Source organism: Streptomyces sp. NPDC001717 (assembly GCF_042892775.1).
Lineage (GTDB): Bacteria > Actinomycetota > Actinomycetes > Streptomycetales > Streptomycetaceae > Streptomyces.
This window is the reverse complement of sequence record NZ_JBIAUK010000006.1, coordinates 286705-301747: the sequence shown is the minus strand read 5'-3', so window position 1 is coordinate 301747 and position 15043 is coordinate 286705. Positions and strand designations below refer to the sequence as shown.

Sequence of the window (15043 nt, the reverse complement as noted above, 5' to 3'; positions counted from 1 at the left end):
GAGACGTCATGCGCGCCCAGTTCGTCATGTCGGAGATCGGCGTCGGTCTCCGACGCAATCTCACCATGACCTTCGCGGTCATCATCTCCGTGGCCCTCTCGCTGGCCCTCTTCGGCAGCTCCCTGCTCATGCGCGAGCAGGTGAGCAAGATGAAGGGCTACTGGTACGACAAGGCCAACGTCACGCTCTACCTCTGCAACAAGCAGGACGCCCAGGAGGCGAGCGAGGCCGCGACCAAGAAGCCCGACGGTTCGCCGGCGGCCGCCTCGGGCGTCGCCACCTGCGCCAAGGGCGCGGTCACCGACGACCAGAAGAAGCAGATCGAGTCCGAGCTCAAGCAGATGTCCCTGGTGAAGTCCGTCGCCTACGAATCGGCGGACGAGGCCTACAAGCACTACCAGGAGCGGTTCGGCAACACGCCCCTGGCCTCCTCCATCACCCCGGACCAGATGCAGGAGTCCTTCCGGGTCAAGCTGAAGGACCCGGAGAAGTACAAGGTCGTCACCTCCGCCTTCGTGGGCCGCGACGGCATCCACACCGTCGACGACCAGCGCCAGGCCATCGACGACCTGTTCCGGATCCTCAACTACCTCAACATCGGCGCGCTCGCCATCATGCTGATCATGCTGGTCGTGGCGCTGCTGCTGATCGTCAACACCGTGCGCGTCTCCGCCTTCAGCCGCAGGCGCGAGACCGGGATCATGCGGCTGGTCGGCGCGTCCAGCTTCTACATCCAGGTCCCCTTCATCATGGAGGCCGCCGTCGCCGGGCTCATCGGCGCGCTCTTCGCGTGCGCCATGCTCGTCTCCGGCCAGTACTTCGTGATCGACCACGGCGTGGGCCTGCGCTACAAGATCCAGCTCATCGACTTCCTGGGCTGGTCCGCGGTGATCGGCAAGCTCCCGTACGTCCTCTTCATCGGACTGCTGATGCCGTCCGTTGCGGCCTTCGTGGCCCTGCGCAAGTACCTGAAGGTGTGACGAGCGCCCCGCGAGCGGTCCGGGCAACCACCCGTACCGCGGCGGGGCTTGTCCTAGACTCGGCGCCATGCTGGGCTTGCCGAGTATTCCCGCCTCCAGTCTCCGGCCCCGCGACCTGCGTCGCGGGGCCGTCTTGACGTTGGCCTTCCTCGCGTCCGTCACCGCGGCCGCGGGCACCGGCTGCTGGGACCGGGCCGAGGGCTCCACCGCCCTGGTGGCGGAGGTCGAGCCGCCCCGCACGGCGGGCACCGCCGACCGCGAGGCCGTGGCCCGGGCCGTCGCCGAGGCGGTGGCCGAGGGCAAGTCCGGCAAGAACGCCGCCCAGGAGGAGGTCAGCCGCAGCGGCGACCGCTGGGGCACCGTCTACGACCAGGGCGAGTACGCGGCCTTCGCCGAGGGCCTCGACGGCCGCTGGACCGGTGTCGGGCTGTGGGCCCAGCGGGCCCGCGACGGCCGGATCCAGGTAGACAAGGTCCAGCCCGACAGCCCCGCCGCCCGCGCCGGCCTGCGCGCGGGGGACCGGCTGATGAGTGTCGACGGGCACGCCGTGACCGGCCTGGCCGTGGGCGACGTGATCTCCCTGCTGCGCGGCGAGGCCGGCACACCGGTCGTGTTGAACCTGAGCCGTGACGGCGCGGACCTGACCGAGACCGTCCGCCGTGAGCAGCTGCGGACCGAACCGGTGACCGTACGGCAGATCGCGGGCGGCATCACCGTGATCAAGGTGGCCGGCTTCACCCGCGGGGCCGGGGAGCGGGTCAAGGCCGCCGTCCGCGCCGCCCCTCCCGGCGGCGGGGTCATGCTCGACCTGCGCGGCAACCCGGGCGGGCTGGTCACCGAGGCGGTGACCGCTGCCTCCGCCTTCCTGGACGGCGGACTGGTGGCCACCTACGACGTACGGGGGGAGCAGCGCGCCCTCTACGCGGCCCCGGGCGGGGACACGACGCGGCCGCTGGTGACCCTCGTCGACGGCGGCACGATGAGCGCGGCCGAATTGGTCACGGGCGCCCTCCAGGACCGCGGCCGGGCCGTGGCGGTGGGCAGCCACACCTTCGGCAAGGGCTCCGTCCAGATGCCGACCGAACTCCCCGACGGCTCGGTCGCCGAACTGACGGTCGGCACGTACCGCACGCCGGGCGGCCGCAGCCTTGACGGCGGCGGGATCACTCCCGACGTGGCGGCGGGCGAGCGGGTCGAGGAGCGGGCGGCTGCGGTATTGGGTGGCCTGGGGGTGGGTCCGTAGTGCGAAAATGACCGCACTATGGCTAAGGAAAAAGGGCGCAAGCTGATCGCCCAGAACAAGAAGGCGCGTCACGACTACGCGATCCTCGACACCTACGAGTGCGGTCTCGTGCTCACGGGCACCGAGGTCAAGTCCCTGCGCCAGGGTCGGGCCTCGCTGGTCGACGGCTTCGTGTCGGTGGAGAGCAACGAGGCGTGGCTCTACAACGTGCACGTGCCGGAGTACAGCCAGGGCACCTGGACCAACCACAGCGCCCGCCGCAAGCGCAAGCTCCTCATGCACCGCGAGGAGATCGACAAGCTGGCGCGCAAGGCGGAGGAGGCCGGTCACACGGTCGTGCCGCTGTCCCTGTACTTCAAGGACGGCCGGGCGAAGGTGGAGATCGCGCTGGCGAAGGGCAAGAAGGAGTACGACAAGCGCCAGACGCTCCGCGAGAAGCAGGACACCCGCGAGACCCAGCGCACGATCTCGGCGATCCGTCGCAAGCAGCGGGGCACGGTTTAACCTCCTGGCACGCGGTGGTCCACTTCGCGTACCATGGCGGCAGCACCACCCCCTCGGGGGCGGCGCAGCTTGATAAATCAACATGGGGATGATCGGTTTCGACAGCGGATGTCGATGCAGGGGAAGCGAGCCGAGGAAGCGGCAATGATCTCGTAAACCACCTGTCGCAAAAAATAATCGCCAACACCAAGAGCGATAACTCCCGCTTCACCCTCGCTGCCTAATAACAGTGAGCTGAAGCCTCTGTGAGGAGCGTCAGCCCGGAAGTGGTCCCGGTCCGGATCCTGGCGTCAATTAGGGATCTAAACCTCTAGCCCCAGTCACGGGGGGTAGGGGGAAAACAAACAGTGACTGAGCCCGTCGGAGACTTGTCCGTGTGATCTCCGGGGCCGAGAAAAGCGCAGCGGAATGCGCTCGGAGAAGCCCTGCTTCTGCACCGTTGGACGCGGGTTCGATTCCCGCCATCTCCACTCATCCCATGTGGGCGAAGGCCCCGCAGTCTCCGGACTGCGGGGCCTTCGTCATGTGGGGGTGCCGTCGGCCGTGATGACTTCGATCGCACAGCGCGGCTTCTGGACGCCTCGTTTGATGCGCACGTCCGCCGTCAACAGGGGGACACCCAGTGCCTCGGCGAGGGCGACGTATGTGGCGTCGTAGGCGGAGAGGTTGGCGTACAGCTTTCGGATCCGAGGAAGCAGCGGCCCCGTCTCGTGCCGCTGTATGCGCAGCCCTTGATACGTCTTGAAGCGCTCGTCGAGGCTCGTGGGGTCGATTTTGGCGCCGCGCGCCATGCCGAGGAGGGCGGACGCGACCTCGGTGTCCAGGAGGTAGGGAGCGGCGAGCGTGTCTTCCTCGCTGATGCGCCGGCGGGCGGCGGCGCCGCGGGAGCCCCTGTCGGTGAGGAACAGGACCAGGGTGGAGGAGTCCACGACGATCAACGGCCCGCCCTGCCTGCGTCGATGGCGTCGAGGACGTCCTGGATGTCGATGTCCTCCGCGGCGTAACGCTCGGCGCGGTCGGCCATTTCGGCGAGCGTGGGCTGGGTGGCGTCTCTGGTGACAAGGCCGAGCAGGTAGCTCTGGAGGGACTGTCCGGCCTCGGCGGCGCGGACCTTTATGCGGCGGGCGACGTCATCGGGGACTTCCCGGATCGTGAACGCAGTCATGACTGCATTTTATCGTCAATGTAGTCATTTCGCAGTCGCTTCGCGGTCGCGTGCCACGGCCTCCATCAGTCGCTGTGCGTTGACCGGAGAGTGCAGCAGGTAGACGGTCTCCTGCCAGGAGTCGTAGTCGTCGGCGGACATGAGTACGGCGTCGCCGTTCTCAGAGGTGATGCGTACGGGGGCGTGGTCGGTGTTGACGCGTTCGATCAGGTGGAACAGGGCCGCCCTGGCTTCGTCGGCGCTCATGGGCACGGCGTCCTCCTCTCCGAGTGGTACGAACTCATGGTCCATGGCCGGTACCGGAGTCGTCCAACGGGCGAAGGCCCCGCAGCCGGGTCGCGGCTGTAGGGCCTTCGTCAGGTGGGGCCGGGCGTCAGGAGCAGTACGGGATCTTGTTGAGGTTCAGCGCGTAGCGGGCGGCGATCCAGCCGCGGCCGTCGTCGAGCTTGTACCAGACCGAATTGCCGTCGACGTTCTGGCCGTTGACCTTGCACTGCACGTTGACCACCGTGCCGTTGGACACCGTGCCGAGCTTCCCGTACTGGGTGCCCGGACCGGAGCGGACGCCGAGGCTCTTGCCCGGCTTGACGATGCGGGCCTTCGGCTGGTGCGAGGGCTTCGGGGGCTTGTGGTCCTGGGGCGGCTTGTGGTGGTGCGGCGGCTTGTTGTCGTGGTGGTGGCCGCACTTGCAGTCGCCCGGCTTGCCCTTGTCGCCCTTGGGGCCGGTCGGTCCGGTCGGTCCGGTCGGTCCGGTCGCGCCGGTGGCGCCCGTCGGGCCCTGGGGGCCGCCGGACGGCCCGGTCGGGCCGGTCGGGCCGGTGTCGCCCGTCGGTCCCTGCGGGCCGGTTTCACCGGTGGCGCCCTGCGGGCCGGTGTCGCCCGTGGCGCCCTGGGGTCCGGTGTCGCCGGTCGGTCCCTGCGGGCCCGTGTCGCCGGTGGCGCCCTGGGGTCCGGTGTCGCCGGTCGGTCCCTGCGGGCCCGTGTCGCCCTGCGGGCCCTGGGGGCCGGTGGGGCCGGTCGGTCCGGGCGGGCCGGGCTTGCCGGGCTTGCCGTGGTGGCCGTCGTGTCCGGGCTTCCCGTCGTGGCCGTGGTGGCCGTCGTCTCCCTTGTCGCCCTTGGGGCCCTTCGGGCCGGTCACCGGGGTGGAGACGGCGAACAGGGCGGGGGTCTCGGTGCCGGCCGCCCACTCGCCGCCGCCCAGCGTCGTGCCCTCCGGAGCGTTCTTGTCCACCCGTACGACCACGCCGAGCTGCGTCTGGGCCTTCGCCGGGAAGCGGAAGCCGGCGCGGGTGCCCGCGTTGCAGGTCAGTCGGCGGGCATCGGCCGACCGCGTGCACGAGGTCGCCGCGCGCTTGCCGTCCCAGTAGAACCGGGCCTCGGGGAAGGTCGTCCGTTCCGGGGCGGTGATCCGGAAGGTGCTGCTCAGGGCCGGTTGCGACCCGCCGAGGGCCGCGATGACGACACGGCCCGTCTTGCCGGGGGCGATCGAGGGCAGGTAGGGCTGGGAGAACCGGATGTTCGACGAGTCGGCCAGGGCCGGAACGGCCGGCACCAGAGCGGTCGCGGTGACGGCCGCGACGATCAGGGCCGAGGATACGGAGCGGGAAGCAGACAGCAAGGGGTGTTCCTCCGCACAGGGAGAGGCGTTGGGGGAAGACATCCCAGTTATTGCCGATCATGAGCGGCGCCGGTGAGTACCACGCGGGCACGATCACCCGGCCGCCGGATCAAATATGATTCTTCGCCCGCTCCTTCGCCCGCTCCTTCGCCCGCTCCTTCGGCCGGACCGTCGCCGTGGCCCCCAGGGCCGCCAGCGCGGCCGCCGCGGGCAGCAGGTACGCCGCCCGCGGGCCGGCGTGGTCGACCACCAGGCCCGCACCGGCCGAACCGGCCGCGATCCCGGCGAGGATGGCGGTGACCGCGAGGGTCATGCCCTCGTTCAGCCGGCCCTCGGGGGTGAGGGCGTGGACCCGGGACATCGCCGTGACCATCGTCGGGGCCGTCGCCATCCCGGCGAGCAGCAGCGCCGCGCAAAAGGCGGCCAGGGAGCCGCTGTTCGCCGCCGCCCACGGCAGGGTCATCAGCGCGGCGAGCACGGTCACGCAGGTCCACAGCGACCGCGGGCGCAGGGTCCCGTAGAGCAGGCCGGCCGCACAGGAGCCCGCCGCCTGGAGGGCCAGCACCAGGCCGGAGGCCGCGCCGAGCCCGCGCTGTTCGAGGTGGGCGATGGAGGAGACCTCCATGGAGCCGAAGACCACTCCCAGGGCAAGGAAGAGGAGCAGCAGCGGGGCCAGGGCGCGCAGCGGGGAGCCGCGCCGGGGCGCCGCCGTCACCGGGGGTTCCGTGGAGCGCCGGGAGACGAAGACCAGCATGCCGGTGAGGAGCAGGGCCGCCCCGGCGAGGGTGCCCGCCTCGGGGAAGACGGAGGTGCAGAGCAGGGCCGCCAGGACCGGGCCGAGCATGAAGGAGAGCTCGTCGGCGGCCTGTTCGAAGGACATCGCCGTGTGGTGGGCGGCCGGGGAGCCGCGCAGCAGGTGAGTCCAGCGGGCCCGGGACAGCCCGCCGATGTTGGGGGTGGTCGCGGTCGCGGCGTAGGAGGCGAAGAGGGTCCAGGAGGGGGCGCCGGTACGGACGCACACGATCAGGCAGAGCGAGCCGAGGACCGCGATCAGCGTCGCGGGCAGGGCGATCCGGGCCTGCCCGTGGCGGTCGACGAGCCGAGCGGTCCACGGCGCGACCAGGGCGGTGGCGGCCAGGCCGGTCGCGGTGACCGCGCCGGCGAGGGCGTACGAGCCGCGCTGGCCGGCGATCATCATGACCGCGCTGACCCCGAACATGCCCATGGGGAGCCGCGCGAGGAGGTTCCCGGCGGTGAAGGCGCGGGTTCCCGGGAGGGCGAACAGGCGGCCGTACGGCCCGCGCGGCCGGGTCCGGGGCCGGGCCGGGGCCGCGGCGGGGGCGGGGGCGGTGATGACGAGGGTCGTGCCGGTGACGGCCATACGGGGGGAGCGGGCAGTGGTGGCGGCAGTCGGAGCGGTGGTGGTGGCGGGCATGGGAAGAGCCTCGCGCCGGGCGGCCCTCGCGGTCCAACACCTGTTCGGGGCCCATTCACATCATCGTGTTGTTAGTCTCCGGGAGTGATAGCCCGTGATGTGGAACCCCGCCTGCTGCGCGGGTTCGTCGCCGTCGCCGAGGAACTGCACTTCACCCGCGCCGCCGCCCGCCTCTACATCGCCCAGCAGGCCCTCAGCCGGGACGTCCGCCGGCTCGAACGGACCCTGGGCGCCACCCTGTTCGTACGCACCACCCGCGCCGTCGAGCTGACCCCCGACGGCGAGCGGCTGCTGGCCCCGGCCCGGCGGGTGCTCGCCGCGCACGAGGAACTGGCCGCCGTCTTCACCGCCCCCCGCGCCCTCCTCGTCGACCTCAACACCGACGGGCCCTGCACCCCCAGGACCGTACTGGAGCGGGCCCGCGAACTCGCCCCGGACTGCGAACTGATGGCCCGCTTCGAGAGCGGGCTCACCCACGCCGCCGGCGAGATCGCCGCGGGCCGCCTCGACGTGGCCTTCGGGTACGCGGACGGACTGGACCCGGCGCTGCGGGCGGGGCTCGCGGTGATGCCCGTACGGTACGAGCCGCTCGCCGTGCTGCTGCCCGAGGGGCACCCGCTGGCCGGGCTGGAATCCGTACCGCTGGACGCGCTGGCCGGGGAGACCGTGTACGCGGGCGCCGGGAACCCGCGGACCGCCGAGTGGACGCGGCTGGCGCACGAGCTGTTCGCCGGGCGGGGCATCGCACTCGCGCCGCCCGCGCCGGTGGCGATGGGCAAGGAGGAGTTCCGCCGGGTCATGGCCAAGACCCGCAACCCGGTCCTGGTGACCGTGGACTTCCTCGACATGCCCGCCTCCGTGAAGCGGCCGCTGACCGACCCGGTGCCGCTGTCCCCGCTGTCCATGGTCTGGCGCGAGGGCCTCACCCATCCCGGACTGGACGCCCTGCGCGCCGCTGCCGCCGGCCTCGCCGCCGACCGCGACTGGCTGGAACTCCCGCCCGACGGTTGGCTGCCGAAGGGACCCATCCGACTCACACCCCGCCCCGGCGGCGGGTGAGAGCAAGGTTTCCCGGCGGTCATCCGGCGGAGACCGGGGCCGAAACGCGGCGTTCCTACGGTCGTCACCACGGACGCGACAGCTGTGGAGGCGTGTGATGACCGGTACGACCGCACCGCGCAAGGGGGGCCGCTGGATCGAGCGGTGGGACCCCGAGGACGAGACCTTCTGGAAGGAGACCGGCGAGCGGACCGCCCGCCGCAACCTGGTCTACTCCGTGTTCTCCGAACACATCGGGTTCTCGATCTGGTCGCTCTGGTCCGTGATGGTCCTCTTCATGGGACCCAAGTACGGGATCGACCCGGCCGGGAAGTTCTTCCTGATCGCCACCGCCACCTTCGTGGGCGCGTTCGTCCGGGTGCCCTACACCTTCGCCGTCGCCCGCTTCGGCGGCCGGAACTGGACCGTCTTCAGCGCCGTGCTGCTGCTCGCCCCGACCACGGCCGCGCTCGTGGTCATGGAGCCCGGCACCTCCTACGGCACCTTCCTCCTGGTGGCAGCCCTCACGGGGGTCGGCGGCGGCAACTTCGCCTCCTCGATGACGAACATCAACGCCTTCTTCCCGCTCCGCAAGAAGGGCTGGGCGCTCGGCCTGAACGCCGGCGGCGGCAACATCGGCGTACCCGTGATGTGGCTCGCCGGACTGCTGGTCATCGCCACCGCCGGGGCCACGCACCCGCGGATCCTGCTCGGCGCCTACATCCCGCTGATCGTGATCGCGGCGGCGCTGGCGTACGCACGGATGGACAACCTGGCGCCCGTGCGCAACGACACGGGCGCGGTCCGCGAGGCGGTCAAGGACGCGCACACCTGGATCATGTCCTTCCTCTACATCGGCACCTTCGGGTCCTTCATCGGATACAGCTTCGCCTTCGGGCTCGTCCTCCAGACCCAGTTCGGCCGCACCCCGCTCCAGGCCGCCTCGCTGACCTTCATCGGACCGCTGCTCGGCTCGCTGATCCGACCGGTGGGCGGCGCGCTCGCGGACCGCTTCGGCGGGGCGCGGATCACCCTGGGGACGTTCGTGGCCATGGCGGCGGCGACCGGAGTCGTCGTCTTGGCCTCGCAGCGGCACTCGCTGCCCGTCTTCCTCGTCGGGTTCGTGGCGCTGTTCGTACTGAGCGGGCTCGGCAATGGCTCCACGTACAAGATGATCCCCGGCATCTTCCAGGCCAAGGCACTGGCGCGGGGCATGGGCGGCGAGGCCGCGGCCGCCTACGGGCGACGGCTCTCCGGGGCCTCCATGGGGCTGATCGGGGCCGTCGGAGCGCTGGGCGGGCTCGGCATCAACCTGGTCTTCCGGGAGGCCTTCCTCAGCTCCGGATCGGGCACGGCGGCCTTCGTCACCTTCCTCGGCTTCTACGCCGCGTGCTGCACGGTGACGTGGGCGGTATACCTTCGCCGGTCGGTCGCCCCGCCGCTGCCGGAAGCCGGGGTCGAGGCGAAGCCGCAGCTCACGTCGGTGTAACCGCGGTGAAATACGGGTGAACCGAGCCTGACACGCCACCTTGGCAGGCTCGGTTCACCCGTACCGCCCCCCTGCGTCACCGCGTCACAAGGCAGGTCACGATGGACGACACCCAGACCGGTCCGACCGGCCCCCTCGCGGGCTTCACCGTCGGCGTCACCGCCGCCCGGCGGGCGGACGAACTCATCGCCCTGCTGCGGCGGCGCGGGGCCGCCGTCGTGCACGCGCCGGCGCTGCGGATCGTGCCGCTGGCCGACGACAGCGAACTGCTCGCCTCCACCAAGGAACTCATCGGCTGCGCACCGGACGCCGTGGTCGCCACCACCGCGATCGGCTTCCGCGGCTGGATCGAGGCCGCCGACGGGTGGGGCATCGGCGAAGAGCTGCTGGAGCGGCTGCGGGCCGCCGAACTGCTGGCGCGCGGACCGAAGGTGAAGGGCGCCATCCGCGCCGCCGGGCTCGTGGAGACCTGGTCACCGGACTCGGAATCGCTCGCCGAGGTACTGGAACGACTCCTGGCGGCCGGGGTCGCCGGGCGGCGGATCGCGCTCCAGCTGCACGGGGAACCGCTGCCCGGCTTCGTCGAGGCGCTGCGGGCCGGCGGGGCCGACGTGGTGGTCGTCCCCGTGTACCGGTGGATGGCGCCGGAGGACCTCGCGCCGCTGGACCGTCTGCTGGACGCGGTGATCGGCGGCGGGGTCGACGCGGTCAGCTTCACCTCCGCCCCGGCGGCGGCCTCGCTGCTGTCCCGGGCCGAGGAACGGGGCGTACGGGAATCCCTGCTGGAGGCGCTGCGGGGCGGGGTGCTGTCCGCGTGCGTGGGGCCGGTGACCGCCCTGCCGCTCCAGGCCGCCGGAGTGGACACCGTGCAGCCGGAACGCTTCCGGCTCGGCCCGCTCGTCCAGCTGCTGTGCAGGGAACTGCCGGGTCGCGCGAAGGTCCTGCCGCTGGCCGGGCACCGGGTGGAGATCCGCGGGCAGGCCGTACTGGTCGACGCGGAGCTGAGGCCCGTGCCTCCGGCCGGGATGGCACTGCTGCGGGTGCTCGCCCGGCGGCCGGGGTGGGTGGTGTCCCGCGCGGAGCTGCTGCGGGCACTGCCGGGGGCGGGCCGCGACGAGCACGCGGTCGAGACGGCGATGGCCCGGCTGCGGGTGGCGCTGGGGGCGCCGAAGCTGATCCAGACGGTGGTCAAGCGGGGGTACCGGCTGTCGCTCGACGCGGGCGGGGAGGTCAAGTACGGGGACGCGCCCACGCGTCAGGGGCTAGCGTGAAGGAATGATCTTCAACGGGGTTGAGATGAGGGGCCTGGAACTCGGTGACGCCGCCGCCCTGGCCGAGGCGCTCAAGCGGAACCGGGCGTACATGCAGGCGTACGAGCCGATCAGACCCGACGCCTACTACACCGAGGCGGGGCAGCTGGACCGCATCGAGGGCATGCTCGCCGACCGGGACGGGGGCCGGCTGGCCCCGTGGCTGCTCGTCGACACGGCGGGCGGCGAGGTGGTCGGCGCCATCAATCTGGGGTCCATCGTGTTCGGAGCGCTGTGCAGCGGCGGGGTGGGCTACTGGGTCGACACGGCCTGGCACGGGAAGGGGCTGGCGTCGGCCGCCCTGGCGGAGCTCCTCCGGGTGGCCCGCGAGGAGCTCGGGCTGCACCGGGTGGAGGCCGGGACGCTGATCGACAACAAGGCCTCCCAGCGGGTCCTGCAGAAGGCGGGCTTCGAGGAGTACGGCCTCGCGCCCGGCTACCTCAACATCAACGGCGTCTGGCGCGACCACCGCCTCTTCCAACGCCTGCTCCACGACGAGCCGCTGGGGGCGTAGCGGGGGTTTGGCGGGAGCGCGGAGCGGGCGTGGCCGGATGGCAACGCACGGGTGTGTGACGGACCGGTTCGGGGGCTTCCGCATGTGCGCGCGGGGCGGCAGTCTGGTGGGGCGCCCCACGACGCGAGGCGGTGACGTGCATGCGGTTCGACTCAGGGCGGGTCTGCCTGGACCTGGTGGCCACCGAGCGCATCCGGGACGGCGACGGGCTGCGGACCTGGCTCGCCGGCGCCGGTCTGGTCCCCGACCGGACGCCGCTCGCACGCGTCGGCCCCGACTGGGTGGCGGCCTTCCAGGCCCTGAGCCGGGACGTCGAGGCACTCGTACGGGCCGAACTCGACGGCGCCGAACCGGAAGAGGCGGCCCTCGCCCGCGTCAACGCCCTGGCGGCGGGACCACCCCCCGGGCTGTGCGCCGTACGGGACCAGGACGGGCACCTCGTACGGGAGTTGTGCGGCGGAGTGGAATGCGGGGCACTGCTCGCGGCGGTCGCCCGCGACGCCGTGGAACTGCTGACCGACCCGGGCGACCTCGCCCTGCTGCGCGCCTGCGCGGGCGACGGCTGCGCCAGGCTCTACCTCGACACGTCCCGGGGCCACCGCCGCCGCTGGTGCTCCAGCGAACTGTGCGGCAACCGGGAACGCGTGGCCCGCCACCGCCGCCGGGCGCGGGCGGGGGTCGGGACGTAGGACGCCGTCGTCTCACGGCGCCGGGGCCCGGGGGAGACGCCCTCCGGGGCCTGCCCCCAACGGACGCACCCCCCTCCCGGAACGACGCCCGCCACGACCCCACCCGACCCGTACCGGATCCGGCGTGCGGACAGGGGGCCCGTTCGCGTACGGTTGACGGTCGCCCATGCACGTCAGAAGGGGGCCTTGGTGGCCGCGCAGAATGCCGCTGTCGACAACACGGCGGATTCCGTCCGCGATCGGGAGATCGCGGTCGAGCAGACGCATCTCGACCAGGTGTACCGGCGCCTCGAGGAGAAGATCCACGAGGCCGAGTTCCTCATGAACGACGCCGCCAAGCGCGGCCAGGTCGGCACGCCCGGGGCCCTGGCCGAGCGGGACGCGCAGGTCTTCCGGGCCGGTATCCACCTGAACCGGTTGAACAACGAGTTCGAGGACTTCCTCTTCGGGCGGATCGACCTGGTCCTCGGCAAGGACGGCGAGCGCGGCCCGGACGGCGCCTACACCTCCATCGAGCCCGCCGACGACGCGATCCGCGCGGACCTGACCGCCGAGATCGCCGAAACCCTGCACATCGGCCGGATAGGAGTCCTGGACTCCGACTACTCGCCGCTGGTCATCGACTGGCGGGCACCGGCCGCCGCGCCGTTCTACCGCTCGACCCCGAAGGACCCGGGCCGCGTCGTACGGCGACGCGTGATCCGCTCCAAGGGACGCAAGGTGCTGGGCGTCGAGGACGACCTGATGCGCCCGGAGCTCACCGCCTTCCTCGGCGGCGAGGAACTGCCCGCGATCGGCGACGGCGCGCTGATGGCCGCGCTCGGACGGGCCCGTACGCACTCCATGCGGGACATCGTCTCCTCCATCCAGGCCGAGCAGGACATGGTCATCCGCGCCCCCGCCACCTCGGTGGCCGAGGTCGCGGGCGGGCCGGGCACCGGCAAGACGGCGGTCGCCCTGCACCGGGCCGCCTACCTGCTCTACCAGGACCGGCGGCGCTATTCCGGCGGCATCCTGATCGTCTCGCCGACCCCGCTGCTCGTCGCGTACACCGAGGGCGTCCTGCCCTCGCTCGGCGAGGAGGGCCAGGTCGCCATCCGGGCGCTCGGCTCGCTGGTCGACGGCGCGGAGGCGACCACGTACGACGATCCGCCCGTGGCCCGCGTCAAGGGCTCCTCGCGGATGCTCAAGGTGCTGCGCAAGGCCGTGCGCGGAGCCCTCGAAATGGGCAACGCCCCCGACCGGCTGCGCGTGGTGGCCTTCGGCCGTCGCCAGGAGCTGGAGGCCGACGAGCTGAACCGGATCCGGCACAACGTGCTCGGCGGCAGCGCGCCCGTGAACCTGCTGCGCCCGCGCGCCCGCAAGCTGCTGCTCGACGCGCTGTACGCGAAGACGGGCGGCGCGAGCCGGCACAGCGATCCGGAACTGGCCGCCGAGCTGCGCTCCGCCTTCGACGAGGACATCTCGACGGAGGACGTGTTCATCGACTTCCTCAACGCCTGGTGGCCAGAGCTGACCCCGCGCACCGTCCTCGCCGCGATGGCCGACGAGCGGCGGCTCGGCCGCTGGTCGCGCCGGGACCTGAACCCCCGCGAGGTCCGCCAGCTGGCCCGCTCGCTGCGCCGCGTCGGCCCGGACGGCAAGGGCCCGCTGTCGGTGCACGACGTCGCGCTGCTCGACGAGCTCCAGCAGCTGCTGGGCGCGCCCGCGCGGCCGAAGCGGAAGCGGGAGATGGACCCGCTCGACCAGCTCAGCGGGCTGGAGGAGCTGATGCCGACCCGCGAGGAGACCCAGTGGGAGCGGGCCGAGCGGCTCGCGGCGGAGCGCACCGAGTACGCGCACGTCATCGTCGACGAGGCCCAGGACCTGACGCCGATGCAGTGGCGGATGGTGGGCCGGCGGGGCCGGACCGGCACCTGGACGGTGGTGGGCGACCCGGCGCAGTCCTCGTGGACCGACCCGGACGAGGCGGCGGCCGCCCGCGACGAGGCCCTGGGCAGCCGGCCGCGCCGGCGGTTCACGCTGACGGTCAACTACCGCAACCCGGCGGAGGTCGCCGAGGTCGCGGCCCGGGTGCTGCGGCTGGCGATGCCGGGGATGGAGCCGCCGTCGGCGGTGCGCTCCACGGGCCTGGAGCCCCGCTTCACGGCCGCGGACGGCGATCTGGGCTCCGTGGTCAGGGAGGAGACGCGGCGCCTCCTGGAGCAGGTGGACGGCACCGTGGGCGTGGTCGTGGCGATGGACCGGCGGGCGGAGGCCGCGGGCTGGCTCGCGGACCTCGGCGAGCGGGCGGTGGCGCTGGGCAGCCTGGAGGCCAAGGGCCTGGAGTACGACGCCACGGTGGTCGTCTCCCCGGCGGAGATCGCGGACGAGTCCGCGGCGGGCCTGCGGGTGCTGTACGTGGCGCTGACGCGCGCGACGCAGCAGCTGACGGTGGTGTCGGCGGCGGATCGGGACGAGCCCGACGCGGACGGCGTGCCGGCGCTCCTGCGGAGCCCGGACGGGGCCTAGCGTCGGGCGGGCCGCCCGCCCGACGCACGGCCGGCCCGCCGCCCGCCCGCCCGGCCGAGGCTTTGACGGCGCTGCCCTCACGAGGGCTCTCGGGGCGGGGCCGTGGCCGAGCTCCGCTGCCGGGGCTCCGCCCCGGACCCCGCGCCTCAAACGCCGGCGGGGCTGGATTTCGCCGGCGTCGGCCTGGAAGCGCGGGCGGTGCCGCGGGGCGGGATTTGGCCGGTGGCGGCCTGGAGGTGCGGGCGTTGTCGAGGGGCCGGATTTCGCCTGCGGCGGCTGGGAGGTGCGGGCGGTGTCGGGGTGGGATTTGGCCGGCGGCGGCCTGGAGGTGTGGGCGGTGCGGCCGGAGGTGCCGGCGGCGGGGGGCGGAGGTGGGGTCGGTACGGCCGGTTGGGGCGCGGCCAGACGCATGGTCCCGGAAAACGGCTTCCGCACCGGGGATGACATCGGGCGATCCTTTGTTAGCCTGGGTACGGCACCGACTCGATCCAAGCCCCCGGGCCCAACCTTCGTCGCTTAGAGCGACCACTTGCCGCGAGGCGAGCAT

At 72.4% G+C, this 15043-nt stretch carries 14 protein-coding genes and 1 other RNA gene; 10 read left to right on the top strand and 5 right to left on the bottom strand.

Going from position 1 to position 15043, the window contains the following annotated elements:
* The first annotated feature begins 8 nt into the window (after window positions 1-8).
* From ftsX to ssrA, 4 genes are all read left to right on the top strand, one after another.
* Window positions 9-980 carry a permease-like cell division protein FtsX gene (ftsX, locus tag ACFYZL_RS14410; protein WP_384755316.1) on the top strand — a complete coding sequence of 324 codons (972 nt, stop codon included), beginning with the start codon at window positions 9-11 and terminating at the stop codon, window positions 978-980.
* 67 nt (window positions 981-1047) lie between these two features.
* Entirely contained in the window at window positions 1048-2223 is a 1176-nt protein-coding gene (locus ACFYZL_RS14405; RefSeq protein ID WP_384755318.1) for a S41 family peptidase, read from the top strand.
* A gap of 18 nt (window positions 2224-2241) precedes the next feature.
* Entirely contained in the window at window positions 2242-2727 is a 486-nt protein-coding gene (smpB, locus tag ACFYZL_RS14400) for an SsrA-binding protein SmpB (protein WP_376662476.1), read from the top strand.
* Window positions 2728-2811: 84 nt separating this feature from the next.
* Window positions 2812-3200, top strand: a transfer-messenger RNA (tmRNA) gene (ssrA, locus tag ACFYZL_RS14395).
* A gap of 48 nt (window positions 3201-3248) precedes the next feature.
* Here the strand turns inward: ssrA and ACFYZL_RS14390 are convergent.
* From ACFYZL_RS14390 to ACFYZL_RS14370, 5 genes are all read right to left on the bottom strand, one after another.
* Window positions 3249-3656 (bottom strand): type II toxin-antitoxin system VapC family toxin, encoded by a 408-nt coding sequence (locus tag ACFYZL_RS14390; RefSeq protein ID WP_384755337.1) that lies wholly within the window; start codon window positions 3654-3656, stop codon window positions 3249-3251.
* Between the two features lie 5 nt (window positions 3657-3661).
* Window positions 3662-3892: an antitoxin gene (locus ACFYZL_RS14385; protein WP_388679013.1), complete on the bottom strand. Its 231-nt coding sequence runs from the start codon at window positions 3890-3892 to the stop codon at window positions 3662-3664.
* Between the two features lie 24 nt (window positions 3893-3916).
* Complete coding sequence (locus ACFYZL_RS14380; protein WP_384755340.1) at window positions 3917-4144, bottom strand: type II toxin-antitoxin system Phd/YefM family antitoxin; 228 nt, start codon at window positions 4142-4144, stop codon at window positions 3917-3919.
* Window positions 4145-4265: 121 nt separating this feature from the next.
* A complete protein-coding gene (locus tag ACFYZL_RS14375) occupies window positions 4266-5510 on the bottom strand; it encodes an SH3 domain-containing protein (RefSeq protein ID WP_388679011.1) in 1245 nt (414 codons plus the stop codon).
* A gap of 109 nt (window positions 5511-5619) precedes the next feature.
* Complete coding sequence (locus tag ACFYZL_RS14370) at window positions 5620-6945, bottom strand: MFS transporter (RefSeq protein WP_388679008.1); 1326 nt, start codon at window positions 6943-6945, stop codon at window positions 5620-5622.
* Window positions 6946-7029: 84 nt separating this feature from the next.
* Between ACFYZL_RS14370 and ACFYZL_RS14365 the strand changes: the two genes are divergently transcribed.
* From ACFYZL_RS14365 to ACFYZL_RS14340, 6 genes are all read left to right on the top strand, one after another.
* On the top strand, window positions 7030-8004 hold the full coding sequence (locus tag ACFYZL_RS14365) for a LysR family transcriptional regulator (protein ID WP_388679005.1): 975 nt from the start codon (window positions 7030-7032) through the stop codon (window positions 8002-8004).
* Between the two features lie 97 nt (window positions 8005-8101).
* Entirely contained in the window at window positions 8102-9472 is a 1371-nt protein-coding gene (locus ACFYZL_RS14360; protein WP_388679002.1) for a nitrate/nitrite transporter, read from the top strand.
* Between the two features lie 101 nt (window positions 9473-9573).
* Window positions 9574-10743, top strand: coding sequence for a uroporphyrinogen-III synthase (locus ACFYZL_RS14355; protein ID WP_388678999.1), 1170 nt, complete (start codon window positions 9574-9576; stop codon window positions 10741-10743).
* 4 nt (window positions 10744-10747) lie between these two features.
* Entirely contained in the window at window positions 10748-11296 is a 549-nt protein-coding gene (locus tag ACFYZL_RS14350; protein ID WP_384758870.1) for a GNAT family N-acetyltransferase, read from the top strand.
* A 140-nt stretch (window positions 11297-11436) separates the two neighbouring features.
* Window positions 11437-11985, top strand: coding sequence for a CGNR zinc finger domain-containing protein (locus ACFYZL_RS14345; protein ID WP_384758873.1), 549 nt, complete (start codon window positions 11437-11439; stop codon window positions 11983-11985).
* Between the two features lie 189 nt (window positions 11986-12174).
* Window positions 12175-14496, top strand: a complete 2322-nt coding sequence (locus ACFYZL_RS14340; protein WP_388678994.1) for a HelD family protein — start codon at window positions 12175-12177, stop codon at window positions 14494-14496.
* The last annotated feature ends 547 nt before the right edge of the window (window positions 14497-15043 follow it).

Excerpts from the sequence above, each read along its gene's own strand:
- ACFYZL_RS14385 (WP_388679013.1), bottom strand. The coding sequence starts at position 3,892 with ATGACTGCGTTCACGATCCGGGAAGTCCCCGATGACGTCGCCCGCCGC.
- ACFYZL_RS14345 (WP_384758873.1), top strand. The coding sequence starts at position 11,437 with ATGCGGTTCGACTCAGGGCGGGTCTGCCTGGACCTGGTGGCCACCGAG.
- ACFYZL_RS14360 (WP_388679002.1), top strand. The coding sequence starts at position 8,102 with ATGACCGGTACGACCGCACCGCGCAAGGGGGGCCGCTGGATCGAGCGG.
- ACFYZL_RS14350 (WP_384758870.1), top strand. The coding sequence starts at position 10,748 with ATGATCTTCAACGGGGTTGAGATGAGGGGCCTGGAACTCGGTGACGCC.
- ACFYZL_RS14355 (WP_388678999.1), top strand. The coding sequence starts at position 9,574 with ATGGACGACACCCAGACCGGTCCGACCGGCCCCCTCGCGGGCTTCACC.
- ACFYZL_RS14405 (WP_384755318.1), top strand. The coding sequence starts at position 1,048 with ATGCTGGGCTTGCCGAGTATTCCCGCCTCCAGTCTCCGGCCCCGCGAC.
- smpB (WP_376662476.1), top strand. The coding sequence starts at position 2,242 with ATGGCTAAGGAAAAAGGGCGCAAGCTGATCGCCCAGAACAAGAAGGCG.
- ACFYZL_RS14370 (WP_388679008.1), bottom strand. The coding sequence starts at position 6,945 with ATGCCCGCCACCACCACCGCTCCGACTGCCGCCACCACTGCCCGCTCC.
- ftsX (WP_384755316.1), top strand. The coding sequence starts at position 9 with ATGCGCGCCCAGTTCGTCATGTCGGAGATCGGCGTCGGTCTCCGACGC.